This is a genomic window from Ruegeria sp. YKSF57 (assembly GCF_059612585.1).
Map to the genome: position 1 here is coordinate 1 of NZ_JBXWQW010000012.1, position 23,307 is coordinate 23,307.

At 58.0% G+C, this 23,307-nt stretch carries 25 protein-coding genes; 11 read left to right on the forward strand and 14 right to left on the reverse strand.

Translation table 11 applies throughout. The features are described from left to right. Nucleotides 1-314: AzlD domain-containing protein (locus AC2FLX_RS06935; RefSeq protein WP_496875396.1), on the forward strand; the 314-nt coding region annotated here is incomplete at its 5' end. Nucleotides 315-317: 3 nt separating this feature from the next. On the opposite strand, the gene AC2FLX_RS06940 is transcribed toward AC2FLX_RS06935, so the two are convergent. The 7 genes from AC2FLX_RS06940 to AC2FLX_RS06970 form a co-directional block, all read right to left on the reverse strand. Continuing rightward, nucleotides 318-947 carry a hypothetical protein gene (locus AC2FLX_RS06940; protein WP_480748682.1) on the reverse strand — a complete coding sequence of 210 codons (630 nt, stop codon included), beginning with the start codon at nucleotides 945-947 and terminating at the stop codon, nucleotides 318-320. Between the two features lie 16 nt (nucleotides 948-963). Next, the gene (locus AC2FLX_RS06945; protein WP_480748681.1) at nucleotides 964-1,098 is read right to left on the reverse strand and encodes an aa3-type cytochrome c oxidase subunit IV; all 135 of its coding nucleotides are present in this window, start codon (nucleotides 1,096-1,098) and stop codon (nucleotides 964-966) included. 63 nt (nucleotides 1,099-1,161) lie between these two features. Continuing rightward, a complete protein-coding gene (locus AC2FLX_RS06950) occupies nucleotides 1,162-1,722 on the reverse strand; it encodes a hypothetical protein (protein ID WP_480748680.1) in 561 nt (186 codons plus the stop codon). Continuing rightward, nucleotides 1,709-3,484 carry a glycerophosphodiester phosphodiesterase family protein gene (locus AC2FLX_RS06955; protein ID WP_496809692.1) on the reverse strand — a complete coding sequence of 592 codons (1,776 nt, stop codon included), beginning with the start codon at nucleotides 3,482-3,484 and terminating at the stop codon, nucleotides 1,709-1,711. The genes AC2FLX_RS06950 and AC2FLX_RS06955 overlap by 14 nt, the downstream gene beginning before the upstream one ends. A 124-nt stretch (nucleotides 3,485-3,608) precedes the next feature. Then, on the reverse strand, nucleotides 3,609-4,061 hold the full coding sequence (locus AC2FLX_RS06960) for a DUF6173 family protein (RefSeq protein ID WP_496807396.1): 453 nt from the start codon (nucleotides 4,059-4,061) through the stop codon (nucleotides 3,609-3,611). Nucleotides 4,062-4,064: 3 nt separating this feature from the next. Beyond that, nucleotides 4,065-5,087, reverse strand: coding sequence for an MBL fold metallo-hydrolase (locus AC2FLX_RS06965; RefSeq protein WP_496809691.1), 1,023 nt, complete (start codon nucleotides 5,085-5,087; stop codon nucleotides 4,065-4,067). Nucleotides 5,088-5,110: 23 nt separating this feature from the next. After that, nucleotides 5,111-6,814 carry an acyl-CoA dehydrogenase gene (locus AC2FLX_RS06970; protein ID WP_496809690.1) on the reverse strand — a complete coding sequence of 568 codons (1,704 nt, stop codon included), beginning with the start codon at nucleotides 6,812-6,814 and terminating at the stop codon, nucleotides 5,111-5,113. 137 nt (nucleotides 6,815-6,951) lie between these two features. Here AC2FLX_RS06970 and AC2FLX_RS06975 point away from each other — a divergent pair, with 137 nt between their 5' ends. Then, complete coding sequence (locus AC2FLX_RS06975) at nucleotides 6,952-7,902, forward strand: L-threonylcarbamoyladenylate synthase (RefSeq protein WP_496748308.1); 951 nt, start codon at nucleotides 6,952-6,954, stop codon at nucleotides 7,900-7,902. On the opposite strand, the gene AC2FLX_RS06980 is transcribed toward AC2FLX_RS06975, so the two are convergent. Then, a complete protein-coding gene (locus AC2FLX_RS06980) occupies nucleotides 7,903-8,457 on the reverse strand; it encodes a YqgE/AlgH family protein (protein ID WP_480748674.1) in 555 nt (184 codons plus the stop codon). 145 nt (nucleotides 8,458-8,602) lie between these two features. On the opposite strand from AC2FLX_RS06980, the gene AC2FLX_RS06985 reads away from it, so the two are divergent. Further along, entirely contained in the window at nucleotides 8,603-9,415 is an 813-nt protein-coding gene (locus tag AC2FLX_RS06985; RefSeq protein WP_480748673.1) for a protein-disulfide reductase DsbD domain-containing protein, read from the forward strand. Nucleotides 9,416-9,418: 3 nt separating this feature from the next. Further along, complete coding sequence (locus AC2FLX_RS06990; RefSeq protein ID WP_480748672.1) at nucleotides 9,419-9,844, forward strand: NUDIX hydrolase; 426 nt, start codon at nucleotides 9,419-9,421, stop codon at nucleotides 9,842-9,844. A 9-nt stretch (nucleotides 9,845-9,853) separates the two neighbouring features. On the opposite strand, the gene AC2FLX_RS06995 is transcribed toward AC2FLX_RS06990, so the two are convergent. The 6 genes from AC2FLX_RS06995 to AC2FLX_RS07020 all read right to left on the reverse strand — a co-directional run bounded on the left by AC2FLX_RS06995 (nucleotide 9,854) and on the right by AC2FLX_RS07020 (nucleotide 17,347). Further along, the gene (locus AC2FLX_RS06995; protein WP_496809689.1) at nucleotides 9,854-13,255 is read right to left on the reverse strand and encodes an efflux RND transporter permease subunit; all 3,402 of its coding nucleotides are present in this window, start codon (nucleotides 13,253-13,255) and stop codon (nucleotides 9,854-9,856) included. Between the two features lie 5 nt (nucleotides 13,256-13,260). Beyond that, nucleotides 13,261-14,715 carry an efflux RND transporter periplasmic adaptor subunit gene (locus AC2FLX_RS07000; protein WP_496809688.1) on the reverse strand — a complete coding sequence of 485 codons (1,455 nt, stop codon included), beginning with the start codon at nucleotides 14,713-14,715 and terminating at the stop codon, nucleotides 13,261-13,263. Nucleotides 14,716-14,822: 107 nt separating this feature from the next. Continuing rightward, entirely contained in the window at nucleotides 14,823-15,365 is a 543-nt protein-coding gene (moaB, locus tag AC2FLX_RS07005; RefSeq protein ID WP_496748311.1) for a molybdenum cofactor biosynthesis protein B, read from the reverse strand. A 4-nt stretch (nucleotides 15,366-15,369) separates the two neighbouring features. Beyond that, entirely contained in the window at nucleotides 15,370-15,990 is a 621-nt protein-coding gene (locus AC2FLX_RS07010) for a LysE family translocator (RefSeq protein ID WP_496748312.1), read from the reverse strand. Next, a complete protein-coding gene (locus tag AC2FLX_RS07015; RefSeq protein ID WP_480748667.1) occupies nucleotides 15,987-16,583 on the reverse strand; it encodes a metallophosphoesterase family protein in 597 nt (198 codons plus the stop codon). Before AC2FLX_RS07015 ends, AC2FLX_RS07010 begins: the two co-directional genes overlap by 4 nt. Continuing rightward, the gene (locus tag AC2FLX_RS07020; RefSeq protein ID WP_496809687.1) at nucleotides 16,580-17,347 is read right to left on the reverse strand and encodes a uracil-DNA glycosylase; all 768 of its coding nucleotides are present in this window, start codon (nucleotides 17,345-17,347) and stop codon (nucleotides 16,580-16,582) included. The genes AC2FLX_RS07015 and AC2FLX_RS07020 overlap by 4 nt, the downstream gene beginning before the upstream one ends. Nucleotides 17,348-18,121: 774 nt before the next feature. On the opposite strand from AC2FLX_RS07020, the gene AC2FLX_RS07025 reads away from it, so the two are divergent. The 7 genes from AC2FLX_RS07025 (at nucleotide 18,122) to AC2FLX_RS07055 (ending at nucleotide 23,224) form a co-directional block, all read left to right on the forward strand. Continuing rightward, the gene (locus AC2FLX_RS07025; protein ID WP_480748665.1) at nucleotides 18,122-19,057 is read left to right on the forward strand and encodes an aspartate carbamoyltransferase catalytic subunit; all 936 of its coding nucleotides are present in this window, start codon (nucleotides 18,122-18,124) and stop codon (nucleotides 19,055-19,057) included. Next, entirely contained in the window at nucleotides 19,054-19,578 is a 525-nt protein-coding gene (locus AC2FLX_RS07030; protein WP_496809686.1) for a hypothetical protein, read from the forward strand. The genes AC2FLX_RS07025 and AC2FLX_RS07030 overlap by 4 nt, the downstream gene beginning before the upstream one ends. Continuing rightward, nucleotides 19,563-19,952 (forward strand): hypothetical protein, encoded by a 390-nt coding sequence (locus AC2FLX_RS07035; protein WP_496748355.1) that lies wholly within the window; start codon nucleotides 19,563-19,565, stop codon nucleotides 19,950-19,952. Before AC2FLX_RS07030 ends, AC2FLX_RS07035 begins: the two co-directional genes overlap by 16 nt. A gap of 50 nt (nucleotides 19,953-20,002) precedes the next feature. After that, nucleotides 20,003-20,407 (forward strand): hypothetical protein, encoded by a 405-nt coding sequence (locus AC2FLX_RS07040; protein WP_496748354.1) that lies wholly within the window; start codon nucleotides 20,003-20,005, stop codon nucleotides 20,405-20,407. Beyond that, nucleotides 20,404-21,684 carry a dihydroorotase gene (pyrC, locus tag AC2FLX_RS07045; protein WP_496748353.1) on the forward strand — a complete coding sequence of 427 codons (1,281 nt, stop codon included), beginning with the start codon at nucleotides 20,404-20,406 and terminating at the stop codon, nucleotides 21,682-21,684. Before AC2FLX_RS07040 ends, pyrC begins: the two co-directional genes overlap by 4 nt. After that, complete coding sequence (gene plsY / locus AC2FLX_RS07050; RefSeq protein WP_496809685.1) at nucleotides 21,684-22,289, forward strand: glycerol-3-phosphate 1-O-acyltransferase PlsY; 606 nt, start codon at nucleotides 21,684-21,686, stop codon at nucleotides 22,287-22,289. The genes pyrC and plsY overlap by 1 nt, the downstream gene beginning before the upstream one ends. Nucleotides 22,290-22,747: 458 nt before the next feature. Beyond that, nucleotides 22,748-23,224, forward strand: a complete 477-nt coding sequence (locus AC2FLX_RS07055) for a YHS domain-containing (seleno)protein (RefSeq protein WP_496809684.1) — start codon at nucleotides 22,748-22,750, stop codon at nucleotides 23,222-23,224. Nucleotides 23,225-23,307: the final 83 nt, after the last annotated feature.

Consider the following 23,307-nt stretch of genomic DNA (forward strand, 5'->3'; position numbering starts at 1 on the left):
CCACCATGTGGATCGTGATCGCCGGTCTTGCGGTCGGCAGCTTTGCGTTGCGGTTCGTCTTTATCGGGCTGGTCGGCGACCGGCCGATGCCCGAGTGGCTGCTGCGCCACTTGCGCTATACCGCCGTGGCGGTTCTTCCAGCCCTCATTGCACCGCTGGTAGTCTGGCCCTCGGCCACGGATGGACAGCCCGATCTGCCCCGGATGAGTGCCGCCGCTATGGCAATCGTCGTTGGTCTGTTGACCAAGAACGTGCTGGCCGCGATCTTTTCGGGCGCGGCCACGCTTTATGGTTTGCTTTATTTTCTTGGCTGAACGTCAGTTCTGTGCCGGTGCTTGGGCGTTGAGTTGCGCGTTATTCGCCGCGATGCCCTTTTGCAGATCTTCGTCATCGTTTTCATAGTAGCGCTCGGTGATGGCACCCGGCAGATCACCGAACTGATCGGCCAGTTTCACCGGTTGCAGAACCGGCTTTATCCCCTCCAGACCCGGCACTTGCCTGAGCAGCCGCCCGGTATAGTTGGCACAGAATGCCCCGGGCACAGGCCCCATCTGTTTCGCCAGCCGATAGGCCGCCTCGGCCTGTTCCGGCGTCACTTCCAGTTCCTGGATAACCACGTGAAAGGTCGATCGCGCATGCGATCCTCGATAAGCCTTTTCGACCGCCGGTGTGATACCATAGAGCACGTCGTCACGCTCGGGCACACGATCGGCGCGGAACGATCCCGCCGGATCGAAAATCACCCGCTCAGACGCGTTGATCATAAGCGAGGCATGTCCACCCGAACCCGTGCGGTTGTTCACCATCGTGAACAACGTCAACTTGGCCGGCCCCGGATCGCGATAACGAACGGCCGCAATAGTCTCGAAATCCGCCTGCGGCGCGCTTTGTTTCGTGCAGGCGGACGCCGCGAGCAGCAAAGCGCATGCGATCACCAATCGACGCATGATAGAATTTGCCCGATCAGGAAGCGAAGACCGCCAGGAAAAGCAGAATGAACAGAATGACCGCAACAGTCCAGACCATGAACTTGACGAATCCGTTAAAGGTTTCGGTCTGTACCTTGATGTCCATATCGCCGTGTTTGTATTCAGCCATGTTTTCAGTTCCTATTCGCGTGTTTACCGTTGGATAGTGGATTCGCTCGCCTGTGTCACGACGTCAATCGCGCGCAGGGGACAAAGTATCAAATGGGGTGCAGCCGGGATAGCCATATCCCCAGCGCCATGGCGTACCGGTGCATGGACCGCCCCCGAAACGAACCGCCAGATACATAGCTTCGGAAATCGCGTCATACGCCAGCAGAACCCGTTCGGGGTTGGACTTCAGGCGTTCAGCAATTTGTTCGGCTTGCTCCTCGCCATTTTGCAACACACAGGCCCGCAACTCCGCATCCGCTGCAAGCCTGGCATCAAAGCTGTCTTCGGCCTGATCGGCGCCACCCGCATCGTGATAGGCCCTGTCATGGGTGACGCAGCAATCTTCCCACGGCGGCGCCTCCTCGTAGGTTCGGGCAAACTCGGGAAAGATATCGGCGGCAAATCCCCAGACCGAGGACATGCCACCTGAACATCCGTCGGTCTCGAATGGCCGCAGCTCTACCGTTTCCCGGGCCAGCATCAATGCGCGGTGTGCCGGTAGCTCGATCGTTCGGATCAGTTCCTGTGCGCCCGCTTGCACCGCCAGACAACACAAAAGCGCAGATACCTTAGGGACTGTCATCGCGCATCTTCTCGGTCTCGATCTCCATCCCCAGTTCTCCCGCAAGCCACAGAATCAGCCGTTCCGCCGGGCCCAGTTGGGACCGTAATTCCAGAACCCGCCGCGCCAGGGCCGGTTTGTCGGTGATCAGCCCATCGACCCCCATCGATGCCATTTGCGACATCTGGATCGGGTCGTTTATCGTCCAGACATAAAAATCCTTACCGGCCTCGTGGACTGACCGGATCAGCCCGGGTGAAGCCATGTTGGCATTCACGGCAACGAAATCGGCATCCAGCCCGGCAAGGTTGCCGACAGCCGTCGCCGCCAACACGCCCGTTCGCCAGTCAGGTCGCAAGGCGCGCATTTTCTGTACAGCAGGGTATTTCAGCGACATGGTGGCCACATCGTCTTCCATGCCGAGGTCTTCGACAATTTGTACAACCCGGTTTTCCAGATCTTCGTCATGGCCATAATACTTCAACTCGATGATGACCTTGGAATTCCCACGCGCCGCCGCCAGCACATCGCGAAGGGTGGGGGTACGCTCCTCGGCATATTCCGGGTCAAACCAGCTGCCAATATCAATATCGTCCAGATCCGACATGGTGGCATCCCAGACTTTCAGATCGGTCTGCGCCAGTTTCATGAAATCGCTGTCATGCGCGACAACAACGACTCCGTCCGCCGTTTCCTGCACGTCGATTTCAACCCAGTCAGCGCCGTCGTCGATAGCCTTCAGCACCGACGCCATGGTGTTTTCCGGCCGCAACGCAGCGGCCCCGCGATGGCCAATCACGTCAACCGCATCATTGGCCTGAACATTTGCCAGCAAGCCGTTGCTCAGCCAGAATCCGGCCAGAACCGCCAGACCCGAGATGCCAACAAGGGCGATCAAACGGGTTTTGATGCTACCCTCTTTTCCTGGCACCTGCGGCTTGACTTCGCCCACATAAAACCCGTCCAGCAGAGCGGCCAGAGCACCCAAAGCGACCGCGGCCAAAACCAAGCCAGCCAGGGACCACAGCCCTGCAACGGCCAGAGAAATGGTCAGAGCGAGGCGCAGGTTCGTACCTTGGTCCAGCGGAATGAGGCCAAGAACACCGCTTGCGACTGTGCCAATGATAGCTGCAAACACAATCCGCACGGCCAGCCACAAGACCAGCTTGATCTTGAGTCGGCCCTGATGCCCCGCCATCCGTGTCGCACTTTCGTCGAATGCCGCTTTCGGAGCGATCTTTTCAAACAGTACCAAGTGCAGCGACAGGGCCCAGGCAGACAGGCGCCAGATCAAAATCCACGCCATGACCAGCAGAACCGCACCAATCAGTACCACCGCGACCCAGAAAGCTGGCGGATGGAAAGTCAGGTAATAATTGATGTCGTATTCCGTAAGCGTCCACCAAGCGATCAACCCACTGACAGCAGCAAACGGCAGAACCAAAAGCAGCACGCGCAGAACGAACCGCGCAGCGAATTCCAGCAGGCCAGGCAATCGTGCGGCGACAAGTGTCAGCGCCGAGCGCCCTGCATTCCACAGGTCGGTTTCGTTCATACGCAAACACGCAGCCATGACAGACAACCCCAGAACCTCGGCCACGAGAAACAGGCTGAGTACGGCCAGCGTAACGACAAACCCGACAGGGGACAGGATGAACATCGCAATGTCCTGATCCGTCAGGGCTGCCTGATCCGAGAGAAGAACCGCAAGGTTGACGGCAATTGCCAAAGCCGGCGCAATCACCGCCAGCGTTATGAGGCGCAGAACCAGGTAAAGCGGCACAAAAATCCGCCGGCGAGACCATGACACCCGATATGCGTTTGTTACTGTTGTAAAATGCGTCACGCGTCGAACTCCTGAACAATGCAGTCATTCAACGACGTGGGCAGATGAAAAGCAAGAAAAGTCAGTCGCCTTCGAGATCTGCGGCCAGACGGAACCCGATGCGTTGGGCCGGTTCATCCTCGACCGTCTTGGGCATTGCCCGCAGCATCACGTTCAGTTGACTGACATGCTGGACAAGCTGGGTTTTGGCCCCGGTGGCATCGGACCCATAGAACGTCACGATATCGGGGTCAAAATAACCCATCCCCTCGATCCGCAGGACACCTGCATCGCCCCCGGTAAAACCCATTGCAACCTCTTGACTGTTGTCGAGCTGCTTTTCGAAATTCTGGATATACAGGATCAACCGCTCATACGCCCACTGCGCCGGACTTTTGGTCTCAATCGGTTTCTGTAGCGGCTTTGGCAATTCTTTGGGACCATTACCCGCAGCAGGGTCGGCGTGAACCTCATGGCAACGCGGTATTGCCATGGCTTCGGCGGCCTCGGCAGAAGTTTCGATCTTGTCGTCCATCTCTCACCCGTTGCGTTGGTACAGCCAAGCCCCGTCCGCTCGGCGCGTCCGGGTCACCGCACCAATGTGGTAGAGATGGTTCACATGCGCAACCGCTTCGACCAAAGCCAACCCATATTCGCCCTCTCCGATGTTTCGCTTGAACAGTGGAACAAAGCAATCTGAGGCCGGCTTTGGTGTGTCCAGGTGCTGCAGCAGGCGTTTCAGCGCCCCATGATGGTTGTCAATCAGTTGCCGCATCCGTGTGGGCAACCCGGTGAAGGGCAGCTTGTGACCACCCAGCGTCAGGTGGTCCGGTCGCGCCAGCGGTTGCAGCCGCTCGCACGCCTCCAGCCACTCGGCCACCGGATCAGCCAGAGGTTCGGTCGCATAGACGCCTATATTGGGACTGATCGAGCTGAGAATCTGATCGCCGGTAATCACCAGGTTGTCGTCTCGGCTCCAGAATGTCGCGTGTTCAGGGGCGTGACCGTTGCCCATGTGAACGTCCCAATTGCGACCGCCCATGCGGAAAACTTCGCCCTGCCGAATACGCGTGAACCCAAGCGGCATCGGATAAACCATGTCGGCAAAGTTGAATGGCCGCTCGGACATGCGCTTTTCCAGCACCTCCGGCGCCATCCCCGCGCTACGGTAGTAGTCGAGCGTTTCCTTGGGCCAGCTTTCCTGCACGTCAAGCGTCAGCATCCGCGCGAACAACCAGGCCGTTCGCGTCGTGACAAGCTCGGCCCCATGGACGGATTGGAACCATCCTGCGTTACCTACATGATCGGGATGGTGGTGCGTGACTACGACGCGCCGCACCGGCTTGCCAACAAGCGGCCCGGCCATCAATTGTTCCCAAATGCCGCGCGTCTTTTTCGAAGAGAACCCGGTATCGATGATTGTCCAGCCATCGCCGTCATCCAGTGCATAGACATTGACGTGATCCAGCTTCATCGGAAGCGGCAGGCGCATCCACAAGACACCTTCGGCCACTTCGATGGCCTCTCCGCTTCGGGGTGGTTCTACCCAAGGATACTGCATGACAGGCGACTGCGCCCCATCCATCAGGCGGCCAAATCGTCAGCGCTGAGCGCATAGAGGTCGGTCGAACCATTTTGTGCCTGTACCAACAGACCCGTGTGTTCCGGCAGCAGTACATTGATATAGAAGCGGGCCAGTTTGGCGCGTGGCCCGTCAGGATCGGCCAAAGCCGCCGACAGGTGATAATGCGCGCCCAGAACTCGGGCAAAAGCACGCAAATATGGTAAAGCCCCGGCAAAGCGTTCAGTCATATCGTCCTGGCCAACAAACCATTCGGTCGCCTCACGCAAAGATTCAGTGGCTTCCCAAACCGGCCCAGCCAGTTCGGGCAACCTGGCGCGTGCGGCTTCGGCCTGCGCCTCGATTTCATCCAGCAACTTCGAGGCCGCCTCGCCGCCGTCCATCATTTTGCGACCGACCAGGTCCATCGCTTGAATACCGTTCGTACCCTCGTAGATCGCGGTCACGCGCACGTCTCGGTAATACTGAGCCGCGCCAGTTTCCTCGATAAAACCCATGCCGCCATGTACCTGTACTCCGGTCTCGGCCACTCGTATTCCAGTTTCAGTGCCAAAAACCTTGGCAATGGGCGTCAGCAACGCAGCCCGCACTGTCCATTCCGCATCTCCGGTGGCCTTGGCCATGTCGATTGCGACGGCGTTCGCCAGCAGGATCGCACGAGACGCAAATACGTCGGCACGCATCTCCAATAGCATCCGGCGCACATCCGCATGGTCTATGATCGTCCCCGAAGGCGTCCTGCCCTGTTTACGCTCCAACGCATAGGCCAAGGCATGCTGATAGGCCCCCTCGGCTACACCGACGCCCTGACCGCCGACACCAAGCCGGGCATTGTTCATCATGGTGAACATCGCCGCCATACCACCATGTTCCGCGCCGACGAGCCATCCCGTCGCCCGGTCGTATTGCATCACACAGGTGGGAGAGCCATGCAGGCCCAGCTTGTGTTCCAGCGATACGACCTTGAGGCTGTTTGCAACGCCGGGGTCTCCGTTTTCATCCGGTATGAACTTGGGCACCAAGAACAGCGAAATCCCCTTGGTTCCGGGCATGCCTTCTGGCAGGCGCGCGAGAACCAGATGGCACACGTTGTCACAAAAATCGTTGTCGCCCCACGAGATGAATATCTTTTGTCCGCTGACAGCATAGGTTCCATCGCCGTTGGGTTCGGCCTTGGATGACAGCGCCCCGACATCCGAGCCTGCCTGCGCTTCGGTCAGGTTCATTGTTCCCGACCATTCGCCCGATATCAGCTTGGGCAGATATAGTGCCTTGATTTCGTCGCTTGCATGATGCTCCAGTGCTTCGATCTGGCCCTGGCTCATCAACGGAGCCAGCTGCAGCGACAGGCAGGCAGCGCTCATCATTTCGTTGACGGCGGTCGCTACAGTTGTCGGCAGGCCCATGCCGCCATGCTCCGGATCGCTACTCATCCCGATCCAACCACCATCAGAAATCGCCTTCCATCCGTCCGCATAACCGGGAGTGGTGCGCAGCACGCCGTTTTCCAGCCGGGCAGGTTCCAGATCACCGGGGCGTTGCAACGGTGACATGACCTCTTCGCACATTTTGCCGGCCTCGGTCAGAATGGCGCTGACAACATCCCGGCTGGCTTCGGCAAACAAATCACTCGCCGCCACCTGATCAAAGCCGACCACGTGATCGAACAGGAACTCATAATCGGAGGTGGGGGCGCGATAGGGCATGGCTTTCCTCGGAGGTTATTCTCGGCTTTCACAAGCGCGGGCTTGGATTCCGCTGCTGGCGTCGGTAAGCATCGGAGCTTGATCGATTACCTAACCAACATGATCTTGCAAGCAACCAAAACGCCGCGTCACTGCCTATGAACTCCTGCGTCACCGAATACCTGACCGCCGATCTTGCGGGGCTAAACCGCGCCGCAGAATTGCTGCGGGACGGGCAACTGGTCGCGTTTCCCACGGAAACGGTCTATGGATTGGGGGGCGACGCCTCGAACGGAGAAGCCGTCGCGGCCATCTATGCTGCCAAAGGCCGGCCCAGCTTCAACCCCCTGATCGCCCACGTGGCGTCAATCGAAGCCGCGCGGCGTTATGTTGAATGGAGCGATGAGGCGCAGAAGTTGGCCGATGCCTTCTGGCCCGGTCCGTTGACACTGGTATTGCCGCTGCGACCGGGGCATGGAGTTTCCTCGCTCGTGACTGCCGGGCTGGATACCTTGGCGGTTCGCGTCCCGGCCCATGCGACGGCGCGCGCGCTATTGACTGCATTCGACGGTCCGGTCGCCGCGCCCTCGGCCAACCCATCGGGGCGCATCAGCCCGACTACAGCACAGCACGTGCGCTTTGGCCTTGACGGAAGGATCGCCGCGGTGCTGGACGACGGCCCCTGTGGTGTGGGATTGGAATCGACCATTGTAGGGCTGGCAGGGGACCCGACGCTATTGCGCCCCGGAGGAATAGCGGCGGAGCAGATCGAGGCGTGTCTTGAAGCACCTTTGCAACACTATGAGACAGGCGGTGCAGTTTCCGCGCCGGGCCAACTGTTGTCGCACTATGCCCCGGACGCACCGGTTCGGTTGAATGTGCGCACCAGGCGCGGGGACGAAATCCTGCTGGGCTTTGGACCCGTCGAATGCGACTTGAACCTTTCGAAGACAGGCAATTTGTCGGAAGCCGCAGCCAACCTGTTTTCGGCCTTGCACCAGTTGAACGAAACCGGTCGCCCGATTGCCGTCACGCGCATTCCGGAAACCGGCCTGGGTGCAGCGATCAACGATCGCCTGCGCCGCGCCGCTGCACCCAGGCTAACCTGATCAGGCGTGACCCGCACTGGCGGAAAGTGTCAGCGGATCGACGCCAAGTGTCGCCAGAGCGGCCTCCCATTTCTCATCATCGGCCACCTGAAAAACCAGCTCGGGCGAGGCATCGGTGGTAAGCCACCCGTTCATGGAAATCTCGTCTTCCAATTGTCCGGGGCCCCAGCCGGAATACCCCAGCATCAGCATCGCCTCTGCAGGGCCTCGTCCGGCAGCGATGTCTTCGAGAATATCCAGGGTGGCAGTCATGCTGAACCCGCTCTTTACCGGCATTGAGTGCAGGTTCGCCTCGTAGTCCGAGCTGTGCAGCACGAAACCGCGAGACGTTTCTACCGGCCCGCCAAACCGCACGAGCCGTTCACCCACAACCGGGATTTCGCAGGCAATGTTCAACTGCGACAGGAGCGCCTTGATTCGAAGATCGGCGGGCTTGTTGACGATCAGTCCCATCGCCCCGTCGTCGCTATGGCTGCAAAGATAAATCACCGAATGATCGAAGCGCGGATCCCCCATACCAGGCATCGCGATCAACAGTTTTCCGGTTAGATCCATGCGAACACTCTTTCCCTGCTTATCTTTAAACAATGGCCCTCCTGCACCGCGGTTTGCAAGGTATGGGGCACCAATTTTCTCAGATTTCACATTCCTGACCTGAACGTGACTTGGCATTTCCCGATTCAAGGCGCATGTATTCACTATGTTGAAGTTGAAAAAACTGGCGTCCTGCGCCCTGACCGCCTGTATTTCGTTCGCAATGCCTGCTTTGGCAGGCGGGCTTGATGATGTGGTGAGGCTTGAAATCCTGGATGGTGGGTCAACAAAGAATGGCACCTATCTGGGGGCTATTCGGCTGACACTTGCCGAGGGATGGAAAACATATTGGCGCGCGCCGGGCGATGCAGGCATTCCGCCTCAGTTCAACTGGAACGGGTCGGACAATATCGGCGAGATTTCGATTACCTGGCCAACCCCGCACGTATTCGATCAGAACGGGCTGCGGTCAATCGGGTACAAGGACCAATTGGTACTGCCGGTCGAGATTACCCCCGCCAAACCAGGTCAGCCCGTACGACTGAGGGGTGAGATGGATTTCGGCGTTTGCAAGGACGTCTGTGTTCCCGGCAACCTTGGCTTTGATCATACGCTGTCAGGGACAGCCGGGCGCAATCCGGCCATTGCCGCTGCGATGGCCCAGCGACCCTATTCCGAGCGCGAAGCAGGTGTTCAGTCGGCCAGCTGCCACCTGAAGCCGACTCAGAACGGAATGCGGATAGAAGCGCACATCGCCATGCCCCCGGCGGGCGGGGAAGAGGTCGCAGTTATTGAGTCGGGCGATCCGTCGCTTTGGACATCGGAAACGCAAACGACGCGACAGGGAAACAAACTGGTCGCCAGTTCCGAACTCATCAGCAACTCTTCGTCCGCTTTTGCGCTGGACCGCTCGGAAATCCGGATCACGGTGCTTGGGTCCAATCATGCGGTCGATATTCAGGGTTGCACAGCTGGCTAGAACATGAGCCGGACACCCTCCATCGGAGCGTTGGCTGTCGTCATTCATGACGGTCACGTTCTTTTGGTGCAGCGCGGCAAACAACCGGACGCCGGCCTGTGGGGTTTTCCCGGCGGCCATGTGGAATGGGGTGAGACGGTGATGCAGGCTGCAGCACGGGAATTGCAGGAGGAGGCCGGTGTCATTGCTGAACCGGTGCAGTACCTCGATAACCTGGATTTGCTGCGGCGCGATGACTGCGGGAATGTCGTCAGCCACTATCTGCTTGTCGCGGTTACGTGCCATTATATCAGTGGAGCACCTGTTGCCGGGGATGACGCAATGGATGCCGGGTGGTTTCCTGTCGACAAAATTCGTGGGAACGCTTTGCCGATGAGCGCCCGGGTTCCCGATCTTTTGCTTACGGCACTTGAGCGGGCGAGTAACTAGCCACAGTCATTACGTTTTGGTTCGCGACGCCAACCGTGGATATAGCAGCGCCGATATCACCACCGAGGCAAACAGAATAATCAGCGCACCGAGCACAAATAATCCCAAGCCCGCCTGCGCGAGGCTTGCTGTTTCCAGAACTGGTGCGAATTGGGTCAGAAATCCGGGCAAGCCATTATAGACAAGCGGCCATATCATTGTGATACCCATCCAGATCAGCATCAGAACACCTGTGCCCGCCACCGTTGATCGCACCAAAGGGTCCGGACCACGAATAGCCCGGCGCAGCGCCATCAACGGGCGGGCGAAATCGCGCTGTATCGCGAGAAGCGCTGGAACAACGAACAGAACAAGCATCATACCGAACCCCAGCCCGTATACTAGCGTGATCACCGTGGGTTTTAGAAACTGCGCCTGCTGGGATTGCTCGTAAAGCAAGGGCGCAAGACCCAGAACCGTCGTCATAGTGGTCAACATGACCGGACGAAGACGATCCGCCGCTCCGTCGATGATCGACGGAATCAGCCCCCTGTCCCGCTGATATTCATCAATCGTCGTCACCAGAACGATTGAGTCGTTGATGATGATACCTATCATCCCGAGCAATCCGACAACAGTGAACATGGAGAGCGGCACCTCCCAAATGTAGTGCCCCCAGATCGTTCCCACCAATCCGAAAGGTATGATTGCCATTACCACCAATGGTCGGGTCCAACTCGCGAACACCCATGCCAGCACAAGATAAATTCCTGTCAAACACAGGATCAGACCGGTGCGCGCTTCCTTGAGAAACTCGTCCTCCTGCTCGCTCAATCCGGCCATGCGCCATTCGACCTGACGTTCGCTGGCAATTTTGGGCAGGATCTCGTTTTCGAGCGCGGCTGCGATTTCTGCCGCGCGGGCCGGGTCATCTTCGGCAATATCGCCGATCACTGAAATGACGCGCAGCCCGTTTTCACGACGTACGGTTGAGAACCCGACTTCGCGCCGCACCGAGACCACATCAGCCAGCGGAACATATACACCCATTGGTGTGCGCATGAGCGTGTGCTCCAGAAAATCGGCGGTCAGTTCGTCCTTTGGAAGTTCCACACGTATCTCGGCGCTGCGCGGCCCATCCGGGAAAGTGGCCGCCTCGATCCCGTTAAGACGGTTTCGCAAAGCGCGCCCAAGGGTTTCAATGGTAAAACCAAGCGCCTGCCCTCGGGGCGTCAAATCCAGAATAAATTCTTCCTTGTCATAGGCAAGGTTGTCCTCCAACGCCGAAACTTCGGAGTATCTCATCAGGGCCGCTTGCAAATCTTCTGAAGCGGCCTTGAGCGTTCCGACCTCTGACCCGGAGAACTGCACATCGATTGCATCGCCGGCAGGCCCCGACCGGTAGCCCCGGAAAGTCAAAAACTCGGTCATCGGGTGGCGGTTCACGAAATCCTGCAACTCTCCAACAAATTCAAAGCTGGAATAGGGACGAAGATCAGCGTCGATCAACTCGACCGAAATTCCACCCAGCAGATCAATGTCTTTGCCTTCGGCAGCAGACAGGCCCCATCCCGCGTTGCCCCCGACCTCTGCCAGAACATAGTCTATTGGATTTCGCCCGTGCCGCTCCTCGTAGATCTTCCCAAGCTCTTCGGTTGCACGCTGTAATTCTCGCATCATGGCAAACGTATCTGCACGCGTGGCACCTTCGACCATGATGAAGTTGCCAGTAACGGAACCCCGTTCGGGCGCGTTGAAAAACCGCCAGTTCACGTCGCCCCGAATGAACAGGGCAAGCTGGCTCGCCAGGACGACCACCACTCCGGCCAAAACAACGTATCGCGCCCAGATGACCCACGCGATCAGCGGGCGGAAGAGGTGGTCGCGCACCCATCGAAAGCCCCGGTTGACGACACGGTTGGGCAGATCATACCAGTGCTCTTTCGCAGAGTGAGCGATCGCATGGGACAAGTGGTTCGGCAGGATCAGGAAGCATTCGATCAGGGACGCCAGCAACACCGCGATCACGGTAAAGGGAATGTCATATATCAACTCACCGAACCGACCACCGATAGCCGTCAGGCCGAAGAAGGCGATAACGGTGGTTACCGTGGCGGCAAAGACCGGCATCGCCATACGAGAAGCAGCGCGTTCAGAGGCGGTAACCGGAATTTCACCCAACCGACGCGCCCGAAAATCCGCGTGTTCACCAACCACAATCGCATCATCCACAACAATGCCGAGCGTAATGATCAGGCCGAACAGCGACACCATGTTGAGCGACAATCCAGCCAAATACATGAATGAAATGGCCGCAAACATCGCAACTGGAATACCGGCTGCCACCCAGAACGCGATACGGGCGTTGAGAAACAAAAACAGCAGGCACACTACAAGGGCCAATCCCATGAGGCCATTGTCGACCAGAATGTTGAGGCGATCCGTTATTGCCTGGGCGCGGGTTCGGATCAATTCGACCGTAACCCCATCCGGAAGACTGGCCTGCATCTGGGTCACGACTTCTTCGACAGTGCGCTGGATCGCAATGGCATCACCGCGATCGGATCGATCCACGCGGACGGACATGGCCGGATGTTCGCCCACATAGTAGCTGCGATTGCGTGTCACACCCTCGATCCGCACGTCGGCCACGTCCTCGATTGTCAGCGTGGAGCCATCCGCAAATGTGCGCAAGGCGATGCCACGGATCTCTTCAGGCGTGCGTTTTTCGATACCGGTTCGAATCCGGGCATTCGCCCCACTCACGTCTCCTGCAGGATTCGCATCAACCTCGGCAGCGATGGCCGCTGCAATTTCGGCCATGCTGATGTCGTTGGCAATCAATTGCGCTGTCGGCACCTCGACCACGATACGCGGCGCCGCAATTCCCCGGATCGTGGTGCGCGTAACACCGGCCTTGAAGAGGCGGGTGATCAGTTCGTCGGTGAATAGCGCCAGCCGCCCCGTGTCCACTGGGCCAGTAACGACGACATCCGTGACCCTGTCGCGCCACCCGCCACGCCGGACGCTTGGCTCTTCGGCATCTTCGGGCAGGTTGGTTACACCGTCGATGATGGTTTGGACCTCATCAACGGCGCGCGACATATCCCAACCCGGTTCGAATTCCAGCTCAATCCTCGCATCACCTTCTCGCGATCTGGATTCCGAGCTCTGCACCCCATCCACCGCCAACAGGGCAGGTTCCAAAACTTGCACGATGGCGTTGTCTACATCTTCAGGCCCGGCTCCTTCCCATTCGACTGTGACCTCGACCTGCTCCGTGATGACATCAGGGAAAAATTGAGCCCGCATATTCGGAATCGCGGCGGCCCCCATCACCAACATGATGATCAAAAGCAGGTTTGCGATTGTGCGATGACGCGTGAAATAGCTGATAACTCCACCGGCTGCGCTGGGGATTTCGCGGATCATCGAACTTATCCCCCGGACCGCGCTTCGATACGATGCACCAGCTGTGCGGGTACGCGTGCTTCGGCCAATTGATTCAGGACCCGTGCCTTGTCGTCAGGAGCAAGACGGTCATTTGCTTCGACCGCGGCGACCAAGAGCGCCCGGCGCTCGTCGGTCAGTTCAACCATGCCCGGATCAAGCGCGGTACTGGCCTCTGTCCGCAACGGACGCACCCGCACGCCCTTTCCGAGCAAAGGTGTCCTGCCAATAACAACCTCGCGCCCTTCCAGCCCTTCGCCTCGCACCAGCACTTCGTCCTTTTGGCGGCGCACCAATTGCACCGGGAGTGTTTCGAGACGTTCGTCACGACCAAGCACCAGCACAGTACCCGACGCGTCCAGTGCCGAAGCCGGAAGACGTGCTACCTGTTCAACAGGGTTTTCCTGTACCGATACCGTCACGAAATCTCCGGGTTTGAATCCGGGGGCCTCGTCAAGGCGGGCAAAGATAAGGCGTCCGGACTGCCCCTCTCCGGCCGAGCCGCTGTCTCGGCTGATCCTGCCAGTTGCCGTGAGATCGGTTCCGGTGACCTCCAGCGAAACGGTCACGGGGGCTTCGATCAGAACACCTTTTGCATCAAGCAATCGTACATATTGCGCAGTCGACACCCGAAAGGCGACTTCCAAAGCGTAGGGGTCAACCAATTCGGCCAGCTTTTCATTGGCCGACACCAGTCGTCCTTCTACTAATGTCACACCACTGAGAGTCCCATCGTAACGTGCGCGCACCGTCATATCGTCAAGGTCGCGTTTTACGGCATCAAGCGCAATGCGGGCGCGGGCCAGTCGCGTTTCCGTCTGGTCGACCCGCGCCTCAGCTTGCGCTACTGCGATCCTGCGGGCGAGGGTGGCCTGACGCGCCGATACCGCTGCCAGTTCTGCAGTCTCAACTGCCGTGGCAGAACCAAACCCACGTTCTTCGAGATCGCGCTGACGCTGAAGCGCACGGTCGCGCAAAGCGGACTGTTCCGCCGCTGCCTTCAATTCATCCCGTGCCAAAACCAGTGATCTTTCGGCGTCTCGTTCTTCAACCTGAGCATCCAGAAGATCCGATTCGGCACGATCCAAAGCCGATTGCGCGTCAGCAGGATCCAATTCAATCAGAACCTGCCCTGCAGATACCGCGCCGCCCTCTTCGAAGTTTTCCGACAACCAGATCACCCTGCCTCCGGTTGCAGCCCGCAATTCGAGCCGACGTCGGCTTTGTACTTCGCCAAAAACGTCCAGATAAGGAGTCACCGTTTCCAGTTCGGCAGTCACGACGTTGACCGCAAAGATTCGTTCACGCGACGGCGGAGCCGGGTTTTCCTTGTTTACGAAGTCCTGTACTGCGCCAGTGACCAATTGCGCCGCATATAACAGTAGGGCAAGCGTCATCGAGGCCAGAAATACCCCAATAAGGCTTTGCCGCAAGAATCGCATCGGTCACATTGCTCCGATCATTTCTAAGTGCCCTCACAAGTAAGTAGCCGGACTGCAAAAAATGCCAAGCCACAAAGCGTTTACAGGCAGTGAAACGTATGACCAGTCTACTTCCGTCGCTTGTGTTCGTCCAATCGCGGCATGATCTCGACGAAATTGCATGGCATGTGGCGGTAATCGAGCTGCTTTTCCAGTATCCCGTCCCAACCATCCTTGCAGGCGCCAGGACTGCCCGGCAGGGCAAACAGATAGGTTCCACCCGCCACTCCGCCAGTGGCGCGGGATTGCACGGCCGATGTACCGATCTTTTCCATCGAAATCATCGTGAAGACGGTGCCGAAGGCCTCGATCTCCTTCTCGTACACGTCCCTGTGCGCCTCGACGGTCACGTCTCGCCCGGTCAATCCAGTGCCGCCGGTCGAGATCACAACGTCAATTCCGGGGTCGGCCACCCATACGCGCAGTTGCTCCGCAATCTCGGTTCTTTCGTCTTTCAGAATTTTCCGGTCGACCACTACATGCCCGGCCTTCTCAATGCGATCGACAAGTGTCTTGCCCGATCGGTCCTCCTCGATGGATCTGGTGTCAGAAACGGTGAGAACCGCAATGCGGACAGGAATGAAATCTTTGCTTTCGTCGATGCGGGACATCGGATCAGGACCTTTCCAGGATAGCCAAGCGTAGGGCGAGGGCCGCGAACAGGCACCCTGAAACCCAGCCCAATACGCGTGAAATCGCAGGGTTGTTCGTTAGCTTCCGGCGCATCGCGCCCGCAAAGAAACCAACTCCGGCGTTGATGAAAAACCCCCCGAACGCAAGGACCATGCCAAAGATCAAAAACTGTGGCAGGATTGATCCGGCATTCGGGTTCACAAATTGCGGGATGAAAGCAAGAACAAACAGGATAACCTTGGGGTTTGTCAGATTCACCATTAAACCGTCGCGAAAAGAATGGTTGGCAGGCCTTGTCGCAATGTCCGGCGATACCGTTCCAGATCGTATGGCGCCCCAGGCGAGCCAAAGCAAATAAGAAACGCCAAGCCAGCGGATGGCGTCGAACAGAACCGGTGCCGCCTCGACAACCGCCCCCAACCCTAGCCCGGCCAGCGTGACGTGCACCATCGAACCGGTCGAAATCCCAGCGCTTGCAGCCGCCGCAGCGCGAGGACCTGAACGCAGACCCTGCCCCAAGCAAAACATCATGTCCGCCCCAGGCGTCAGGTTCAGCGCCAGCGCCGCCGGAACGAATGTCCAAAAAACAACTGGGTCGATCATTTCAGTGAAAACCAATTGATAGTCGGGCCGAGATTGGCAATTTCGGTCCGACCCATTTTTCCGCGAGCGCCCCAACTGTCGTGGATATGCCCACAAAAAGCCAATGAGGGCTGAATGCGTTCGATCGCATTGCGCACCGCAACCGATCCCACCGACACCCCTTGCGAGGTTTTGTCCCCGATCCCTTTTGGCGGGGAATGGGTGATGAGGATATCGGTATCCTTGCAGCGGTCCAACAACTCTGTCGCTTCAGCCTCGGTCAGATCGCAAGACCAGTCGCCAAAGGGTGTAACCGGTACGCCATAACCCAGCCCGAACATGCGCACCCCATCCACGGTCATTCCGTGGCCGTGCAATACGTGCGCGCCTTCGTGAGCGGCTGTGTCCAATTCTTCCGCACTTTCCGCGTTTCCCGGCACCAGAACCAGAGGGGCTGATATTCTGGAAAGCATCTCCATCGCTTCATCCAGCCCATGCCGCATATTGCAATAGTCCCCGGCGCCGATCACCAGATCAGCATCGTTACTGGCCACCACTAAATCGGCGGCTCGCGTCCGCGCCATATGAAGGTCAGAGAACGCAAGAATTTTCATTTCGCTTCCTCAAGCCGTTCCTTGAGCACCAGAAGATCCGCCCAGGCCTGCCTTTTCATATGAGGCTGGCGAAGCAGATATGCAGGGTGAAACATCGGTATGACCGGCAGGTTCATTGCTTGTTCCCACTGCCCTCTCAACCGGGTTATACCGCGCTTTCCCAGTACCGCCTGACAGCTGATATTTCCCATTAGCACCAGAACCGCTGGCTTTGCCAATGCGACATGCCGCTCGAGAAACGGTTTCATCATTCCAATCTCGTCGGGTTTAGGATCGCGGTTTTGCGGAGGTCGCCACGGCAAAACGTTGGTGATATATACGTTCTTGCTGCGGTCTAGTTCGATCGCTGCCAGCATCCGGTCCAGCAAATGACCCGCGCGTCCTACAAATGGGCGGCCCTCCCGGTCTTCATCACGCCCCGGAGCTTCGCCAATGATCATGACGCGCGCGCCTGGTGTTCCGTCTGCAAAGACCAGTTGCCGTGCCCCGCGTTTCAATTCGCACAGATCAAATGCATCCATTGCCGCGCGCAACTCTGGCAATGAGTTTGCACTTCGCGCCGATCTTTGCGCAACCTCGGTCGCATCGGCATCCTTCGGTTTTACGTTGACCTCTGGAGTTGGAACAGTTGCCTTGGGCTGTGCCGTCGTGTCGGGTAAAGCATACCGGTCCACCGGATCATCTCCGATGGCTTCGGTTGCGCCCAACTCGATCTGCCATTCCAGCAGAGCGCGAGCCGTATGATGATCCAGTACCGATTCCATAGCAATCAATCTAACCGCTTGAACGAAGAGGGAAAGCGAATTGCCCTTGTCATCTGCTCAAGACACACCAAACTAATTGTTTATCATGTATATTAAATCGCTGCTCTTCGTGTCGATAATTGCTCTCGTTCTCGCGAGTAACCAATCGGCACTCGCCAACTTCCACAATCAATGTCCGGCAGGGAAATTGCAGTGCGGCCAATCGAATTGCTGCAACCTTTCCGAAAGATGCAGTTGGGATGGTCACTGCATCCCCTCTGGCGGCACATATTGCGGCGGCGGTCGTTCCTGCGGGCCGTTTGAAGAATGCGTCGCGGGTGGAACGCGGTGCGCTCCGAAAGGATCTGGCAAGTGCACCTCCGGCCTGACTTGCGGGCCGGGAATGATCTGTACTGCTACTGGGGAATGCGTGCGCCAGGAGGAACCGAAACTTCAAGCACCGTCAGGCAATACTTGCAAGGATGGTCGCGTGTGCCCCGGCGGATCGACCTGTTTGCCGAATGGTGGCTGTTCTCGTCCGGATTGGTTCTTGTGCCCGGAAACCGGGTCGCAATGCCGCCCCGGTTTCAAGTGCTCGGCTCATCAAGGTTGCGTCCCGGTTCGCGCCATTGATTGCGGCTATGGGAAATGGTGCAAACCGGGCTTTGCTTGCACCCAGGATGGAGGCTGCGAGGAACTGCCGCAAAAGGAAAACACGAAGGACCGTTAGATCATGTTGCCCGACCGGCGCGTCCTTTCTATAAGCGGCCCGAATGTCTGATCGGAGTTCGCCCCATGAGTTTCGCCCATCGTCACCTTCTTGGCATCGAACAGCTTTCACCCGCTGACATCACCGCCATTCTGGATCTGGCTGAGAAATACGTAGAGCTTAACCGCCAATCGGCCAAACGCGCCGATGTTCTGGCGGGCCTGACGCAGATCAACATGTTCTTTGAAAACTCCACACGAACGCAGGCCAGCTTCGAACTGGCGGGAAAGCGGCTGGGCGCGGATGTGATGAACATGGCGATGCAAGCCAGTTCGATCAAGAAGGGGGAAACACTGATCGACACGGCGATGACCCTGAACGCGATGCATCCCGATCTGCTGGTGGTGCGGCATCCGCATTCCGGCGCGGTGGACCTGTTGTCGCAGAAGGTCAACTGCGCTGTTTTGAACGCAGGCGACGGACGGCACGAGCATCCGACGCAGGCGCTGCTCGATGCTTTGACCATCCGCCGCGCCAAGGGGCGGCTCCACCGGCTAAACGTGGCAATTTGCGGTGATATTGCTCATTCCCGCGTGGCACGCTCGAACTTGATTCTGCTGGGCAAGATGGAAAACCGCATCCGCTTGATCGGTCCGCCGACACTGGTTCCCGGCCATTTCGCCGAATTCGGCGCCGAGGTGTATGATGACATGCGCGAAGGCCTTCAGGACGTGGACGTCGTGATGATGTTGAGGCTTCAGAAAGAGCGGATGGATGGCGGGTTCATCCCATCCGAGAGAGAGTACTATCACCGCTACGGCCTTGATGCAGATAAGCTCTCGCTCGCGAAACCGGACGCCATCGTGATGCATCCTGGCCCGATGAACCGGGGCGTCGAGATCGACGGCACACTGGCGGACGACATCAATCGCTCGGTTATTCAGGAGCAGGTGGAAATGGGCGTCGCCGTCCGCATGGCCGCGATGGAGCTTTTGGCCCGCAATTTGCGCGAGGCCGCATGAGTGGATTGACCGTCGCCCCAAGCGAACGAGGCGTTTTACGTTTGTTCACGCTCGACATGCGTGCCGAAGAGGCACGGTTTTTGCGTGAACCGGGCGCGGCGGAACAGGTTCTGAACATACAAGGCTTGGACCATTCACAGATCGAGGTATTCCCCGTTTCCGATCTGGCGGAACTAGGCCTCTATGGATACCTGACCGAGGGTTGCGGCATTTCCGACGGCCAGCTTGATCGGGTAAAACTTGATGCGATCGCAGGTTGGGTCATGGTTATACGCAGCAAGGCGTTCAATGGGCGCGCTACTGTATTGAACCCTGACCCAAGGGTGCAACTGGCTGGACTTTTCACTGAAGCGACCACGAACTGGGCCGGGCAACCCATCGAAAACGAAAGTGCAAAACCCTACTCCGCGCCGCGCGTCCCACCCCGTCAGGCCCGTGCCCAAGCCCGGCGGATCGGATTTGCGCTGTTCGCCGTGATCATGGCTCTCATTGTCGGAGGTGTTCTGTGGCTGGTGAGGTGACCCGCTTTCCCGCTGACAAACAGGCCTATATCCGCACCAATGCGTGGCTTGCCGCCTTTGCCATGGCTGCAGCAATGGCGGTTCTTTGGCTGATCGGCAACCCCTATATCTGGACCGGCGCGCCTGCCGGGCTGGCCGCAGTCGTCGTGCGCGCCTGGTATCTGGCCTCCGAGGAATTGGCCACCAACTGGGAAATCCGGGACGGCGCCCTCGTCGGACCCGGTCAGCGCAGGATGACGCTCAACCAGATCGAAACCGTGCGCACCTTGGGCAGCTTCGTTCAGATCGTCACCCGAAACGGCGACAAGCATCTGATCAAGTATCAGGCGGATCCTGCCGCCACCAAGGCCGCCATCGAAAGGGCAATCCAGTGAGTGGGAGGGATGAATGGTGGCGCGACAAAATTCCCGAGACAGAAGAGATTTTGTGGATCGGAAAACCGGATCAGGGTTTTTTCCCGCCCCGGGTCGGCTGGGTCTACAAGGCCGGAATTGGTCTGATTGCCTTCGTGTGGCTGGCAAGCCCTTGGATCTTTGCAACCGCCAGAGATTTTTGGATGACTTCTTGTTGCACGATAGGATTTGGGTTTCTGCTTTATGCAGATCGTTACGTTCGTGCGCAAAAAGTTTATGTCGTTACCTCGGAAAATGCGAGACTGCTCAATAAAGACCTCAAGTCTAAAGCTTTGAAAATTGACCGTTTCCTGAACTTCCGAATTGCACGGCGAGCGGTTTTGTTCAGTCGCCACCCTTATTTCTCCTTCGATCATCTATCCGATCCGGATGCCGCATTTCAGGCATTGAACCAAGCCCGAGAGGCCACACAATGACTTCTATTCTCTTCACCAATGCCCGCCTGATCGACCCGGAGGCCAAGACAGACTCGACCGGCTGGCTGCAGGTAGCCGATGGCAGGATCATCGCCCGCGGTGAAGGGAACGCGCCGAGTTCTGATGGGCAGACCGTAGATTGCGGCGGCAAATGCCTCGCGCCCGGTATCGTCGATATTGGTGTCAAGGTTTGCGAACCGGGGGAGCGGCACAAGGAGAGCTACAGGTCCGCCGGCCAGGCGGCGGCGGCGGGCGGCGTGACCACGATCATCACACGCCCGGATACGACACCCGCCATCGACACGCCGGAGACGCTGGAATTCGTTACGCGACGGGCACAGGCAGATACGCCGGTGAACGTTCTGCCGATGGCTGCGCTCACCAAAGGCCGCGAGGGCCGCGAAATGACCGAAATCGGGTTCCTCTTGGATGCCGGTGCGGTCGCTTTCACCGATTGCGATCATGTGGTCGCCAACACCAAGGTTTTCTCGCGCGCGCTGACCTATGCACGTTCATGCGGGGCACTGGTTATCGCCCATCCGCAGGAACCGGGCCTGAGCAATGGCGCCGCCGCGACCAGCGGCAAAATTGCCACGCTATATGGCCTGCCCTCGGTCTCGCCGATGGCAGAACGTATGGGGCTGGACCGTGACATTGCCCTGCTGGAGATGACCGGGGCGGCCTATCATGCCGACCAGATCACCACCGCCCGCGCCCTGCCCGCGCTGGAACGGGCCAAACGCAACGGGCTGGACATCACCGCCGGAACCTCGATCCACCATCTGACCCTGAACGAATTGGACGTGGCCGACTATCGCACCTTCTTCAAGATCAAGCCGCCGTTGCGCTCGGAAGACGACCGGCAAGCCGTGATAGAGGCCGTACGGACAGGGCTGATCGACATTATCAGTTCGATGCACACTCCGCAGGACGAGGAGAGCAAACGTCTGCCCTTCGAAGAGGCCGCCTCGGGTGCGGTCGCGCTTGAAACTCTGTTGCCCGCTGCGCTGCGCCTCTACCACGCCGGACAACTTGATCTGTCGACGTTATTCCGCGCCATGGCGTTGAACCCGGCAAAACGGCTGGGGTTGGAATGCGGCAGGCTTTCCAAAGGTGCACCCGCGGATTTGGTGTTGTTCGATCCGGATGTGCCATTTGTGCTCGACCGTTTCACTTTGAAATCGAAATCGCAGAATACTCCGTTTGACGGCCAGCGTTTGCAAGGTAGGGTTGCGGCAACCTATGTCGCAGGCAAAGAAGTTTACCGGAGAGCGTAATGCCGCCCATCGAAAACACTATGGCCCAACTCCTGATCTTGGCTGTGATTGGATATGGATTGGGGTCCGTTCCTTTCGGCATGATCGTGGCCAAGATCATGGGGCTTGGAAACCTGCGTCAGATCGGATCGGGCAATATCGGTGCCACCAACGTCCTGCGCACAGGCAACAAGGCTGCTGCCGCGTTGACGTTGCTGTTCGATGCCGGAAAAGGCGCCGCCGCTGTTTTGCTAGCCCGCGCCATTACGGGAGAGGACGCGGCACAGCTTGCCGCATTGAGCGCCTTTGTTGGGCATTGTTTCCCGATCTGGCTTGGCTTCAAGGGTGGCAAGGGGGTGGCGACCTTTTTGGGTATTTGGCTGGCACTTGCCTGGCCAGTGGGACTTGCCTGCTGCCTGACCTGGCTTGTCGCTGCACTGGTGACACGTATTTCATCAATGGGCGCGCTTGCCGCTGCGGCTTCGTCGACGATTTGGCTGCTGGTCCTCGACCACGGGACTGCTTTTTTGCTGGGAATTCTCCTGACGTTGCTTATCTTTTGGCGCCATTCAGCAAATATCTCTCGCATCAAGGCCGGGACCGAACCGAAGATCGGACGCTCTTGAAAGCGCCGCAGGTATTTTTGGACGCCTTCTTTGCGTTACCTTCGGGCAGTTTTCAGGGAAAGTCGCAGGGCCGCAGATATATCGCCAGTCGGACCGAACTGGCTGGGAAACGATCGCACAAGCTTGTCGCTCACGAGTTAGGCGGCACCGACTATATCAGCTTGAACCTTTACATCTTGTCAAACGGCAAGACCCTTCTGCGCCCTTGTGAAATGCCCGCAAAGAAAGTCGTGGACTTTGTGGTCGGTCTGGTTCCAAGTCGTTGATCACAAGCTGGAACTCTCTATTTCCGCACAATCTCATTTCGCTCTCGCACATACACAATTGTTTGTTTTGAACGTGAACAGTGCGCGTCCCAACTCGAGTTGCGTGACGCAGATTTCGCGGCACTTCATGTCTTCACATAGTTGGCTGAGCGAAATTTCGGCGGGTCGGCCAGCGCATAAAAAGGTAAATCCATGAACAAGATCAAAACACTCCTCAGTGGCGTCGTACTGTCGGTCGCGCTGGCAAGTTCGTCACTGGCAGCGGGCGTGGAAATCAATGCGTCTTCAACGGGTTTGGCAATGCAGGGCTATGACCCGGTTGCTTATTTCACCGAAGGCGAGGCAACCAAGGGGAACTGGAAAATCACCACGCTGCATGACGATGCCCTGTACCGCTTTGCCTCTGAAGAAAACAAGGCCGCGTTCGAAGCCAACCCCGAAGCGTATCTTCCGGCTTATGGCGGGTATTGCGCCTTTGGCACGGCGATGGGCTTCAAGTTTGACGGCGATCCAAACTACTGGAAAATCGTCGACAACAAGCTCTACCTGAACCTGTCGGAAGAAATTCAGCAGAAATGGGAAGGCGATATTCCCGGCTTTATCGAAAAAGCCAGTGTCAACTGGGAAGACATCGCAGACAAAGACCCGGCGGCGTTGCAGCAGCAATAACTTGCCGAGAAAACACGATATTTCGGCGGCAGGTCATACTGCCGCCGCTTGAGATTTGCATCCGTTGATTGAGAAGGATAATC